This is a genomic window from Pseudomonas sp. 5P_5.1_Bac1 (assembly GCF_025466015.1).
GTDB lineage: Bacteria > Pseudomonadota > Gammaproteobacteria > Pseudomonadales > Pseudomonadaceae > Aquipseudomonas.
This window is the reverse complement of the sequence record NZ_JANLNX010000040.1, coordinates 56,678-69,110: the sequence shown is the minus strand read 5'-3', so window position 1 is coordinate 69,110 and position 12,433 is coordinate 56,678. Positions and strand designations below refer to the sequence as shown.

At 61.7% G+C, this 12,433-nt stretch carries 14 protein-coding genes; 10 read left to right on the top strand and 4 right to left on the bottom strand.

Features of this window, described 5'->3' with window-relative positions; all coding sequences use genetic code 11:
• Positions 1-40: 40 nt before the first annotated feature.
• From metG to NTD82_RS08210, 7 genes are all read left to right on the top strand, one after another.
• Complete coding sequence (metG, locus tag NTD82_RS08240) at positions 41-2,083, top strand: methionine--tRNA ligase (protein WP_095154903.1); 2,043 nt, start codon at positions 41-43, stop codon at positions 2,081-2,083.
• Positions 2,084-2,173: 90 nt separating this feature from the next.
• Complete coding sequence (locus NTD82_RS08235) at positions 2,174-2,755, top strand: Rnf-Nqr domain containing protein (RefSeq protein WP_262128360.1); 582 nt, start codon at positions 2,174-2,176, stop codon at positions 2,753-2,755.
• Complete coding sequence (locus tag NTD82_RS08230; RefSeq protein WP_262128358.1) at positions 2,752-3,735, top strand: RnfABCDGE type electron transport complex subunit D; 984 nt, start codon at positions 2,752-2,754, stop codon at positions 3,733-3,735. The genes NTD82_RS08235 and NTD82_RS08230 overlap by 4 nt, the downstream gene beginning before the upstream one ends.
• Positions 3,732-4,343 carry an RnfABCDGE type electron transport complex subunit G gene (locus NTD82_RS08225; protein ID WP_262128357.1) on the top strand — a complete coding sequence of 204 codons (612 nt, stop codon included), beginning with the start codon at positions 3,732-3,734 and terminating at the stop codon, positions 4,341-4,343. The genes NTD82_RS08230 and NTD82_RS08225 overlap by 4 nt, the downstream gene beginning before the upstream one ends.
• The gene (locus NTD82_RS08220) at positions 4,336-4,890 is read left to right on the top strand and encodes an Rnf-Nqr domain containing protein (protein WP_262128356.1); all 555 of its coding nucleotides are present in this window, start codon (positions 4,336-4,338) and stop codon (positions 4,888-4,890) included. The genes NTD82_RS08225 and NTD82_RS08220 overlap by 8 nt, the downstream gene beginning before the upstream one ends.
• Positions 4,891-4,893: 3 nt before the next feature.
• Positions 4,894-5,532 carry an endonuclease III gene (gene nth / locus NTD82_RS08215; RefSeq protein ID WP_095154899.1) on the top strand — a complete coding sequence of 213 codons (639 nt, stop codon included), beginning with the start codon at positions 4,894-4,896 and terminating at the stop codon, positions 5,530-5,532.
• Between the two features lie 105 nt (positions 5,533-5,637).
• On the top strand, positions 5,638-5,817 hold the full coding sequence (locus tag NTD82_RS08210) for a PA3496 family putative envelope integrity protein (RefSeq protein WP_095154898.1): 180 nt from the start codon (positions 5,638-5,640) through the stop codon (positions 5,815-5,817).
• Positions 5,818-5,883: 66 nt separating this feature from the next.
• Here NTD82_RS08210 and NTD82_RS08205 read toward each other — a convergent pair whose 3' ends face one another.
• Positions 5,884-6,510: a response regulator transcription factor gene (locus NTD82_RS08205; RefSeq protein ID WP_095154897.1), complete on the bottom strand. Its 627-nt coding sequence runs from the start codon at positions 6,508-6,510 to the stop codon at positions 5,884-5,886.
• Between the two features lie 469 nt (positions 6,511-6,979).
• Here NTD82_RS08205 and NTD82_RS08200 point away from each other — a divergent pair, with 469 nt between their 5' ends.
• Positions 6,980-7,489, top strand: coding sequence for a hypothetical protein (locus tag NTD82_RS08200; protein ID WP_256587692.1), 510 nt, complete (start codon positions 6,980-6,982; stop codon positions 7,487-7,489).
• A gap of 46 nt (positions 7,490-7,535) precedes the next feature.
• Here NTD82_RS08200 and NTD82_RS08195 read toward each other — a convergent pair whose 3' ends face one another.
• Together NTD82_RS08195 and NTD82_RS08190 are read right to left on the bottom strand one after the other, a co-directional pair.
• Positions 7,536-8,753, bottom strand: a complete 1,218-nt coding sequence (locus tag NTD82_RS08195; RefSeq protein ID WP_095154896.1) for an argininosuccinate synthase — start codon at positions 8,751-8,753, stop codon at positions 7,536-7,538.
• Positions 8,754-8,881: 128 nt separating this feature from the next.
• Positions 8,882-9,901: a flagellar protein MotY gene (locus NTD82_RS08190; RefSeq protein WP_262128352.1), complete on the bottom strand. Its 1,020-nt coding sequence runs from the start codon at positions 9,899-9,901 to the stop codon at positions 8,882-8,884.
• Positions 9,902-10,032: 131 nt separating this feature from the next.
• On the opposite strand from NTD82_RS08190, the gene pyrC reads away from it, so the two are divergent.
• Positions 10,033-11,079 carry a dihydroorotase gene (pyrC, locus tag NTD82_RS08185; protein WP_262128350.1) on the top strand — a complete coding sequence of 349 codons (1,047 nt, stop codon included), beginning with the start codon at positions 10,033-10,035 and terminating at the stop codon, positions 11,077-11,079.
• A complete protein-coding gene (gene rnt, locus NTD82_RS08180) occupies positions 11,076-11,744 on the top strand; it encodes a ribonuclease T (protein ID WP_095154893.1) in 669 nt (222 codons plus the stop codon). The genes pyrC and rnt overlap by 4 nt, the downstream gene beginning before the upstream one ends.
• 59 nt (positions 11,745-11,803) lie before the next feature.
• Here rnt and NTD82_RS08175 read toward each other — a convergent pair whose 3' ends face one another.
• Entirely contained in the window at positions 11,804-12,406 is a 603-nt protein-coding gene (locus tag NTD82_RS08175) for a peroxiredoxin (protein ID WP_095154892.1), read from the bottom strand.
• Between the last annotated feature and the right edge of the window lie 27 nt (positions 12,407-12,433).

The following is a 12,433-nucleotide window of genomic DNA, read 5'->3' as shown; positions in this document are numbered from 1 at the left end:
GTTTTCCTCCTGTTTAGCCGAATAAAGTAGCCGAGCCCCCATGTCCGAGCCACGCCAGATCCTTGTCACCAGTGCCCTGCCCTATGCCAACGGTTCCATCCACCTTGGCCACATGCTTGAGTACGTCCAGACCGACATGTGGGTGCGCTTCCAGAAACACCGTGGCAACCAGTGCATCTATGTGTGCGCCGACGATGCTCACGGCTCGGCGATCATGCTGCGCGCGGAAAAGGAAGGCATTACCCCGGAGCAGCTGATCGACGGCGTCCAGAAGGAACATGCCGGCGACTTCGCCGACTTCCTCGTCGACTTCGACAACTTCCACTCGACCCACGCCGAAGAGAACCGTGAGCTGTCCAGCCACATCTACCTGGCACTGCGCGACGCTGGCCATATCGCCACCCGTTCGGTGACCCAGTACTTCGACCCGGACAAGAAAATGTTCCTGGCCGACCGCTTCATCAAGGGCACCTGCCCGAAATGCGCGGCGGAAGACCAGTACGGCGACAACTGCGAGAAGTGCGGCGCCACCTACGCGCCCACCGAACTGAAGAACCCCAAGTCGGCCATCTCCGGCGCCACTCCGGTGCTCAAGGACTCCCAGCACTTCTTCTTCAAGCTGCCGGACTTCCAGGCCATGCTCCAGGAGTGGACCCGCAGCGGCACCCTGCAGGACGCCGTGGCCAACAAGCTCGCCGAGTGGCTGGATTCCGGCCTGCAGGAGTGGGATATCTCCCGCGACGCGCCGTACTTCGGTTTCGAGATTCCGGACGAGCCGGGCAAATACTTCTACGTCTGGCTGGACGCGCCGATCGGCTACATGGCCAGCTTCAAGAACCTCTGCGCCCGCCGCCCCGAACTGGACTTCGACGCTTTCTGGAACAAGGATTCCAAGGCCGAGCTGTACCACTTCATCGGCAAGGACATCGTCAACTTCCACGCCCTGTTCTGGCCTGCCATGCTGCAGGGCGCCGGCTACCGCAAGCCGACCGCGATCAACGTGCACGGCTACCTGACCGTCAACGGCCAGAAAATGTCGAAATCCCGCGGCACCTTCATCAAGGCCCGCACCTACCTGGATCACCTGTCGCCGGAATACCTGCGCTACTACTACGCGTCCAAGCTGGGCCGTGGCGTCGATGACCTGGACCTGAACCTCGAAGACTTCGTGCAGAAGGTCAACTCCGACCTGGTCGGCAAGGTGGTCAACATCGCCAGCCGCTGCGCAGGCTTCATCCACAAGGGCAACGACGGCGTGATGGTCGCGGGCGATGCCGCCCCGGAACTGACCGAAGCCTTCCTCGCCGCCGCGCCGAGCATCGCCGAAGCCTATGAGGCACGCGATTTCTCCCGCGCCATGCGCGAAATCATGGGCCTGGCCGACCGTGCCAACGCCTGGATCGCCGACAAGGCGCCATGGGCCCTGGCCAAACAGGAAGGCAAGCAGGATGAAGTCCAGGCGGTCTGCGCCCAGGGCATCAACCTGTTCCGCCAACTGGTGATCTTCCTCAAGCCGGTATTGCCGGTGCTGACCGCCGAGGCCGAAGCCTTCCTGAACGTCGCGCCACTGACCTGGAACGACCACCTGACCCGCCTGGAAAACCACACGCTGAACCCGTTCAAGGCGCTGATGACCCGGATCGACCCGGTCAAGGTCGAAGCCATGGTCGAAGCCTCCAAGGAAGACCTGGCCGCCAGCCAGGCTTCGTCGGCGCCTGCCGGCAACGGCGAGCTGGCCAAGGACCCGCTGTCTCCCGAGATCGAGTTCGATGCCTTTGCTGCGGTCGACCTGCGCGTGGCCCTGATCCTCAAGGCCGAAGCCGTCGAGGGTGCCGACAAGCTGCTGCGCCTGACCCTGGATATCGGTGACGAGCAACGCAACGTGTTCTCCGGCATCAAGTCGGCGTACCCGGACCCGGCCAAGCTCGAAGGTCGCCTGACCATGATGATCGCCAACCTGAAGCCGCGGAAAATGCGCTTCGGCGTCTCCGAGGGCATGGTCATGGCCGCCGGCCCTGGCGGCGAAGAAATCTACCTGCTCAGCCCTGACAGCGGCGCCAAGCCGGGTCAGCGCATCAAGTAAAACCAACGCCCCGGCCTCACCCGCCGGGGCGTTCTCATTGAACCGTCATTGCCGGATAATGGCGTCCTGCACCCTGCCGCTGGCACCGCCATGACCGAACTGATCCTCGCCCTGATCGGCGCAGCGCTGATCAACAACATCGTCCTGCAACAGACGCTGGCGCTGGATCCCTTGCTGCGTCCGGACGACCGGACGAGCCGCCCACGCGTCCATGCCCTGGGGCTGGCAACGCTGGTGGCGATGACGCTGATCAGCACCCTCGGGCAACTGCTCCACCATTACCTCCTGCTGCCGCTGCAACTCGGCTACCTGCGCCTGTTCGTCTTCCTGCCGCTCTGTGTGTTGAGCGCCGGGCCGATTCTTCATGGTTTGCAGCGCTGGCGGAACAATGCGGCGTTCGACGGGCTCAAGCCGATGCTGATGGGCAATGCCGCGCTGCTTGGCCTGTGCCTGCAACTGGCCGAAGAACAGCGCGGCGTGCTGTTCAGCCTGGCGGTGGGCCTGGGCAGCGGGCTAGGCTTCTGGCTGGTGCTGGCGCTGTTCGATGACCTGCGCCAACGCAGCCAGCATGACGATATTCCACTGGCCTTTCGTGGTCTGCCCATCGAGTTGATGAGCGCCGGGATCATGGCCATGGCTTTTCTCGGGTTCAGCGGATTGTTCACATCATGAGCGCTGTTGCTGATACCGACCTGCGCCTGCGTAGCGCCATGCAACAGGTGCTGCTGGCCTGTGCGCCGGGTGTGTTGGCGCTGTTCTGGGTGTACGGCTGGGGGGTGTTGTTCAATCTGCTGCTGGCTGGCAGCGCCGCCCTGCTCACGGAAGCGCTGTTGCTGCGCCTGCGTCAGCGTCCGGTGCTCCCTGCGCTGAACGATGGCAGCGCGCTGGTCAGCGCGACCCTGCTGGCTGCCGCCCTGCCCGCTCACAGCCCCTGGTGGCTACCAGTGATTGCCGCCGCCAGCGCCATCGCCCTCGGCAAGCAGCTTTACGGCGGCGTTGGTCGCAACCCGTTCAATCCGGCCATGCTCGGCTACGTTGTCGTGCTGCTCTCGTTCCCGGTGCAAATGACCCATTGGCCGGCGCCCCAACCGCTGGACCTGGGCCACAGCCTGAATGCGCTGTTCGGCCTCGGCGAACGTCCCGACGCCTGGGCGCAGGCCACGGTGCTGGACGGTTTACGCCAGAACAAGAGCCTGACCATCGATGAGCTGTTCACCAGCCATCCGGGCTTTGGCCACTTCGCCGGCCGCGGTAGCGAATGGGCCAGCCTGGGCTTCCTGCTCGGCGGCCTGTTCCTGCTGCAACGCAAGGTGATCGCCTGGCAGGCACCGGTCGCCATGCTGGGCGCACTGTTCGTGATCAGCCTGCTCTGCTGGAACGGTTCGGGGTCAGATTCCAACGGTTCGCCGCTGCTGCACCTGCTGGCCGGCTCGACCATGCTGGGCGCGTTCTTCATCGTTACCGAACCGGTCAGCGGCCCGAAAACCCCGTGGGGCCGGCTGTTGTTCGGTGCCGCGGTGGGTGTGCTGGCCTATTTGATTCGCACCTGGGGCAATTATCCGGACGGCACCGCCTTTGCCGTATTGCTGATGAACCTCTGCGTACCGGCGCTGGACCGCTGGGCGGAGCGTCGGCAAGCGGAGGCGACATGAACGCTCGCAGCGTCGTGCTGATCGCCGTCCTGGCGCTGCTGGGCGTGGGTGCCAGTGTCACCTGGCAACAGCTTTTGGCCCCAGGGATCAGCGCAGCTGAAGAACAGCTCAAGGCACACACCTGGCTCAGCGTGTTGCCCGCAGGCAGCTACGACAACGAGCCGCTACGACAGCCACTCGCCCTGCCCGAGCCGGAACTGGCCCACAGCAGCCTGCTTGGCGGCTATCTCGCCACCCTGGCCGGCAAGCCCACCGCGGTGGTGCTGCACAGCCGTGTGCAAGGCTATGCCGGCCCCATTCAACTGTTGATCGCCATCGCCCCTGATGGCCGGGTGATCTCCAGCCATGTTCTACAGCATCAGGAAACCCCAGGACTCGGCGCTCGCCTGACTGAACCTGGCAACCGCTGGCTGCAGGGTTTCGCCGGCCACAGCCAGGCCAACACGCCAGAGGCAGCCTGGGCCCTGAGGCGCGACAACGGCCAGTTCGATCAACTGGCCGGCGCCAGCGTGACCTCCCGGGCGGTGATCCACGCCATCCAGGACGCCCTGCGCTACTTCGACGAACACGCCCAAGGCTGGCTGACGGAGGGCCCCGCCCATGAATAGGTCCTGGCTGGCGGCCCTCAGCCTGGCGCCACTGCTCGGCGCGAGCCAGACACTGCTCCAGGCCAGCGCCATGGCCGGGCTTACCCTGTCGACGGTGCTGGTTCATCTCGCCTGCATGACACCCTTGCGGCGCTGGCTCGATGGGGTCGCGGGCGAGATCACCAGCATTCTGGTCGCCGCTACCCTGGTCACGTGCCAGACCCTGGCCCTGCACGCCTGGGGCCTGGAATTGCGCAACGCGCTCGGCGTCTACCCAGAGCTGATCGCCCTGCAGTGCCTGCTCTTCGAACAAAGCGTCGGCAAGGCCGGGCGCCGGGCGTTCATATTGCTGGGAGGGTTCTGCGTGCTGTACCTGCTGCTGGGCACGATTCGCGAATTGCTGGCCAGCGGCGCCCTCAATCTGACATCCATCAGCGGGCCGGACATTACCGGCCTGCGCCTGGCCAGCCTCGCACCCGGCGCCCTACTGCTGCTCGGCGTGCTGCTGGCCCTGATCAAACGAGCCTGTCCGAAACAGGCCACACCAGACCGTGAAGGAAATAGCTGATCCATGAATGCCGCCAAACGCCTGGAGATTTTTCGCCGGCTACACGAAGACAACCCCGAGCCGAAAACCGAGCTGGCCTACAGCTCGCCCTTCGAGTTGCTGATCGCCGTGATCCTCTCTGCCCAGTCCACCGACGTGGGCGTCAACAAGGCCACCGCCAAGCTGTACCCGGTCGCCAACACGCCCGCCGCGATTCATGCGCTCGGTGTGGAAGGCCTGTCCGAGTACATCAAGACCATCGGTCTGTACAACAGCAAGGCGAAGAATGTCATCGAGACCTGCCGGATTCTGGTGGAGCAACACGGCGGTGAAGTCCCGCAAACCCGCGAAGCGCTGGAAGCTTTGCCAGGCGTGGGCCGCAAGACCGCCAACGTGGTGCTCAACACCGCGTTCCGGCAACTGACCATGGCCGTTGATACGCATATTTTCCGGGTGAGCAATCGCACCAACATCGCCCCGGGAAAGAATGTTGTGGACGTGGAGAAGGCACTGTTGAAGTTCGTTCCCAAGGACTATCTGCTGGATGCGCATCACTGGTTGATCCTGCTTGGCCGCTATGTGTGCCAGGCGCGCAAACCCCGTTGCGGAAGTTGCCGGATCGAAGACTTGTGCGAGTACAAGCACAAGACCTCCGACGATTGAGAACATAGTGAAAACCTTCATAGGGTGATTGAAAAAATCTTTTTTACCCGCTTCAGGAATATCGTTATAAGGAGCGCGAATGGCCCTCTTGTAACGGAGTGACTCGTGAGCACTGAAAAAGAAGACCTTGATGTTGATGACGAAGCCCCGGCGTCCGACGAGTTTGTCAACGACACCCCGGTTGAAGCTGCAAAAACCAATCTGAGCAAGCGCCGCACCATCGACAACCTGCTGGAAGAACGCCGTTTACAAAAGCGACTGGCTGATTACGACTTCGATCTTTGAGACGTTACGGGCCTGGAAAAACAAAAGCCTCCATTGCGGAGGCTTTTTGCGTTTTGGGGGAAGCGGTCAGACCAGGCCGTTGCGCTGCGCCAACTCGATCAGATCGACCAATGAGCGAGCATTGAGCTTGAGTAACAGACGCGTCTTGTAGGTACTTACCGTCTTGTTGCTGAGAAACATGCCGTCGGCTATCTCCTTGTTGGACTTGCCCCGGGCCAATTGCTGCAACACCATCATTTCCCGCCCTGACAGACGCCCCACCATGTCCGCCTCGCTGGAGCCGCCGAGATTGGCGCGTACCGAGTGCAGCGCCTGGTTGGGAAAGTAGCTGTAGCCCGAGAGCACGGCCTTGATTGCACTGAGCAGCTCGGTAAGGTCCTGCTGCTTGCACACATAGCCGGCAGCTCCCGCCTGCATGCAACGCATCGAAAAATGTCCCGGCGCCTGGGAAGTCAGTACGAGAACCTTGATGACGATTCCATTGGCCGTGAGGCGACCAATCACCTCAAGCCCGTCAAGCTTTGGAATCCCGATATCCAGAATCACGATATCCGGCAAATGCTCCCTGGCCAGTTGCAGCGCATCCACCCCGTTATCCGTTTCCCCAATCACTTCATAACCATGCCGGTCCATCAGCATGCGCACGGCCAAGCGAATGACCGGATGGTCATCGACGATCAGCACTTTATTCATGGGCAAGATCCATTCTTTACTATTCGACTTGTTAGAAGCCCGCACAATAGCCCAGTCAGCTTGTTGATTGCAGGGCGTATGTTCTGAACACCCGCACACTCAGACATGGACTACAAAAATAAAAGAAGCTTCTTACAGAAGATTCCTACAGGCAGCGTATTTACCGTTATTGCGAACCTTAATTTGAAGATCAAAAAAGGCATCTCTGGATGCTAGCCTCGCGCGCAGAAAATATCGCTACGAATAACGGAAAAACATATGAAGGAAATATCCTTAATATTCGCCAAACAAGTCCTAGTGACAGACCGTTCACGCCGCAAGGAAACAAATTCCCCCTGAAATGCTTCTTCAATAAGACCCATCACCCTGTGATTGCTGGATCCCATTTGCGGCACACTGCGCCCACGCCCCTTGTACTCCCTGCCCGAGAGCCGGCAGACGAACGCTCACCGCACGCAGAGATCTCACCATGAGCAGCCAGGAACCGAAAAGCCCGCTGACCACTATCGCTATCTTCGCCGGCATTATCGAAGCGTCGGCATTGGCCTCGTTACCCTTTCTCGGGGAAAGTAGCCAGAGTATCTACACGTGGTTCCTGGTCGGTTTTCCGCCTTTTCTCACGCTATTGTTCTTTCTTACACTCAACTTCAATACCAAAAGCCTGTACGGCCCCGATGAACATTCGGGCACAACGGAAACACCTGAAACCAATAACGTTACACAAGAGCCATCACCCATAACAAGTAGCTCAACAACTCCGCTATTACTTCCGCGCGCAGCTTCGCCAATATCTGAAGTTACAATATCGACGGTTGTCATTTCCGGACCCAACGCGCAGACACTACTCGAACTACTGGCCCGACATGCTGTAACGCGGCCAAGCTCGAACCGCCTGATCCTGCAAAACCTGGAGGCCGGCACTCACACGACCATCATTACCGAGTGGCCCAACAATCACTCGCCACCTTTGGACGGATAAAAAAACCCCGGCACTAGTGCCGGGGCTCTTTATCAACGAGGCGTGATCAGACCAGCGAACGACCTTTGTTCGCAGCGATCCGCATACGCAGGGCGTTGAGCTTGATGAAGCCCGCCGCGTCCGCCTGGTTGTAGGCACCGCCGTCTTCTTCGAAGGTGGCGATGTTGGCATCGAACAGCGAATCGTCGGACTTGCGGCCGGTAACGATGACGTTGCCCTTGTACAGTTTCAGGCGAACGACGCCGTTCACGTTGACCTGGGAGGCGTCGATCATTTTTTGCAGCATCAGACGCTCAGGGCTCCACCAGTAACCGGTGTAGATCAGGCTGGCGTACTTCGGCATCAGCTCATCTTTCAAGTGAGCGACTTCGCGGTCCAGGGTGATCGACTCGATGGCGCGGTGGGCGCGCAGCATGATGGTGCCGCCCGGGGTTTCGTAGCAGCCACGGGACTTCATGCCGACATAACGGTTCTCGACGATGTCCAGGCGGCCGATGCCGTTGGCGCCGCCGATGCGGTTCAGTTCGGCCAGAACGGTAGCCGGGGACATCTCGACGCCGTCGAGGGCGACGATGTCACCGTTGCGGTAAGTCAGCTCCAGGTAGGTGGCCTGGTCAGGGGCGTTCTCAGGCGAGACGCTCCAACGCCACATGTCTTCCTCGTGCTCGGTCCAGGTATCTTCCAGGACACCGCCTTCGTAGGAAATGTGCAGCAGGTTGGCATCCATCGAGTACGGCGACTTCTTCTTGCCATGACGCTCGATCGGGATGGCGTGCTTCTCGGCGTAGTCCATCAGCTTCTCGCGGGACAGCAGGTCCCACTCGCGCCATGGAGCAATGACCTTGACGCCCGGCTTCAGCGCGTAGGCGCCCAGCTCGAAACGAACCTGGTCGTTACCCTTGCCGGTAGCGCCATGGGAAATGGCGTCGGCGCCGGTTTCGTTGGCGATTTCGATCAGGCGCTTGGCGATCAGCGGACGGGCGATGGAAGTACCCAGCAGGTACTCGCCTTCGTAGACGGTGTTGGCGCGGAACATCGGGAACACGAAGTCTCGGACGAACTCTTCGCGCAGGTCATCGATGTAGATCTCTTTGACGCCCATGGCCTGAGCCTTGGCGCGGGCCGGCTCGACCTCTTCGCCCTGACCCAGATCGGCGGTGAACGTCACCACTTCACAGTCGTAGGTATCTTGCAGCCACTTGAGAATCACCGAAGTATCAAGGCCGCCGGAATACGCCAGTACGACCTTTTTTACGTCCGCCATGCCATCACTCCACGGGGTTGTACGGAAAACCCCGGATTCTACCGCTCTTGGTGCGGAATTTACAGTGGGGCGACAGCTTGTGACGACAAAGCGACAGGAACTGTCGTGAGCGCGACGGACGGTCGCACTCAGGACTTCAGCGACGTTTTGCCTGGCGTCAGCTGCGTGGCGGGGGTATTCGACTTCGCCGGCGCCACCGGGGTTGCCGCAGGCGCCGAGGCCGCCGGTGCGGCGGGAGTGGCAGTTGGCGTCGGTGCTGGCGCTGCGGGTTTCTCCGCTGCTGGCGTCTCGACCGGGGTCACGCGGTCCAGCTCGATATTCACCCGCCGGTTGCGCGCACGGTTGCCCGCCGAATTGTTGGCTGCAAGCGGATAACGCTCGCCATGGAAACGCACGACGATGTTGCTTTCCGGCACGCCATGGGCCTTGAGGTACTCCATCACCGCCAGCGCACGACGGCGGGACAGGTCACGGTTGGTCAGGCGGTTGCCGCTGTTGTCGGAGTGGCCGTCCAGCTCGATATGGTTGACGGTGGGGTCAGCCTTGAGGAAGTCGAGGATCACGTCCAGGCGGGCGCGGGCATCGGCGTCCAGGTCGATGCCATTGCCGGGGAACCCGATGCGCGCCTGGCGGATCTGGTCGAAGTTCATCGGCAGCAGCTTGGCGGTGCAGGCCTGGTAGTCAGCGAAGGCCTTGTTGAACTTCACCGGCAGCAGGCGGACTTCCATGGCCCGCCCGGCTTCCCCGGCGTAGTTGCGAACCACTGTGCTGCGGCCATCCATCAGCCCGTTGATCAGACGGCTGGCCTGGCCCTGGGAGCTATTGAACAGCACGCCGCTACCGGACATGCGGATCGATCCCAGGTTGATGTCGCCGCGCCCCGGTTGCCACGGCGCGGCCGCGGCCAGCAGGGTGGCCGACCCCGCGCCGAGCATGTTGCTGGACGAGCGCAGGCGGAACGTCGCCTGCTCGCCGGCGCGACGCACGAACTCGCCGCTGCCGAAATCGGCAATCGGCTGGATCAGGCGACACTCGAACTGATCGCCTTCGACCTTCCACTCGATATTTTCCACGCGCGTCTGGAACGTGAGCGCGGCGGCCGGAAGGCTGACAAAGAGGCTGAACAGGGCTAGATAACGCTGGCGCACGGGCGGCTCCACAAAATTCTTTCGACTTACCAGCAGGCTATCGGACGGCTTTGGCAAAACTTGATAGCGAGTGCTCGGCCCAGGCTTTTCCGGTAGCATTCGCCCAGAGTTCGAACCGCCTGGAATCCCCAATGTCCGACCGCCTGACCCTCCTGCGTCCCGACGACTGGCACATCCATCTTCGCGATGGAGCCGTCCTGCCTCACACCGTCGCTGACGTGGCGCGCACCTTTGCCCGCGCCATCATCATGCCTAACCTGGTCCCGCCGGTACGCAATGCCGACGAAGCCGGCGCTTATCGCCAGCGTATTCTCGACGCCCGTCCGGCCGGCAGCCGTTTCGAGCCGCTGATGGTGCTGTACCTCACCGACCGCACGCAGCCGGAAGAAATCCGCGCCGCCAAGGCCAGCGGCTTCGTCCATGCTGCCAAGATGTACCCGGCCGGTGCCACCACCAACTCGGATTCCGGCGTTACCAGCATCGACAAGATTTCCCCGGTGCTCGAAGCCATGGCCGAAGTCGGCATGCTGCTGCTGGTGCACGGTGAAGTGACCCACAGCGAGGTCGACGTGTTCGACCGCGAGAAGCTGTTCATCGACGAGCACCTGCGTCGCGTGGTCGAGCGTTTCCCGACGCTGAAAGTGGTCTTCGAACACATCACCACCGCCGATGCCGCGCAGTTCGTCAGCGAAGCCCCGGCCAACGTCGGTGCGACCATCACCGCCCAGCACCTGCTGTACAACCGCAACCACATGCTGGTCGGCGGTATTCGCCCGCACTTCTATTGCCTGCCGATCCTCAAGCGCAACACCCACCAGGTCGCCCTGCTCGACGCCGCCACCAGTGGCAACAGCAAGTTCTTCCTCGGCACCGACTCGGCACCGCACGCCCGTCACGCCAAGGAAGCCGCCTGTGGCTGCGCCGGCTGCTACACCGCCTATGCGGCGATCGAGATGTACGCCGAGGCCTTCGAACAGCGCAATGCCCTGGACAAACTCGAAGGGTTCGCCAGCTTGCACGGCCCGGCGTTCTACGGCCTGCCAGCGAACACCGACACCATTACCCTGGTCCGCGAAAGCTGGACCGCACCCGACAGCCTGCCCTTCGGTGAGCAGACTGTCGTCCCGCTGCGCGCCGGTGAGCAACTGCGCTGGCGCCTGCTGGAGGAAAACGCGTGAGTGACGATCAGTTCGACGACCAGGAAGGTCTTGGCGGTGGTTCGCGCCACCCGATGGCAGAACGTTTCCGTGGCTATCTGCCCGTCGTGGTGGATGTCGAGACCGGCGGCTTCAACAGCGCCACCGACGCGCTGCTGGAAATCGCCGCGGTGACCATCGGCATGGATGAAAAGGGCTTCCTGTTCCCGGAACACACCTATTTCTTCCGCGTAGAGCCCTTCGAAGGCGCCAATATCGAACAGGCGGCCCTGGAATTCACCGGGATCAAGCTCGATCACCCGCTGCGCATGGCAGTGAGTGAAGAAGCGGCGCTGACCGATATCTTCCGCGGCGTGCGCAAGGCACTGAAGGCCAATGGCTGCAAGCGGGCGATCCTGGTCGGCCATAACAGCAGCTTCGACCTCGGCTTCCTCAACGCTGCCGTGGCGCGCACCGACATGAAACGCAACCCGTTTCATCCGTTCTCCAGCTTCGACACCGCCACCCTCGCCGGCCTCGCTTATGGCCAGACCGTCCTGGCACGGGCCTGCCAGAGCGCCGATATCGACTTCGATGGCCGCGAGGCGCATTCCGCCCGCTACGACACCGAGAAGACCGCCGAGCTGTTCTGCGGCATCGTCAACCGCTGGAAAGAAATGGGCGGCTGGCACGATTTCGACGAGTGAGTCGTTTTCAACGCACAAAAAAACCGGCCACGTGAGCCGGTTTTTTTGTGCGTGGCGAATTACAGCTTGCCAGCGTTCTCGCTCAGGTAAGCAGCAACGCCTTCTGGCGAAGCGGTCATGCCCTTGTCGCCTTTTTTCCAGTTGGCAGGGCAGACTTCGCCGTGCTCTTCGTGGAATTGCAGGGCGTCGACCAGACGCAGCAGCTCGTCCATGTTACGGCCCAGTGGCAGGTCGTTGACGATCTGCGAACGGACGACACCGTTGGTGTCGATCAGGAACGCGCCACGGAAGGCTACGCCGCCTTCGGACTCAACGTCGTAGGCTTTGCAGATTTCGTGGGAGATGTCGGCTGCCAGGGTGTATTTGACCTGGCCGATACCGCCGTTGTTGACCGGGGTGTTACGCCAGGCGTTGTGGGTGAAGTGCGAGTCGATCGAGACGCCGATGACTTCGACGTTGCGCGCCTGGAAGTCAGGGATGCGGTGGTCCAGCGCGATCAGCTCGGACGGGCAGACGAAAGTGAAGTCCAGCGGGTAGAAGAACACCAGGCCGTACTTGCCCTTGATAGCCGAAGCCAAGTTGAAGCTGTCGACGATTTCGCCATTGCCCAGTACTGCGGCGACGGTGAAGTCCGGGGCTTTTTTGCCAACGAGCACGCTCATTCGATTTCTCCTGATGGTGTGAAACTA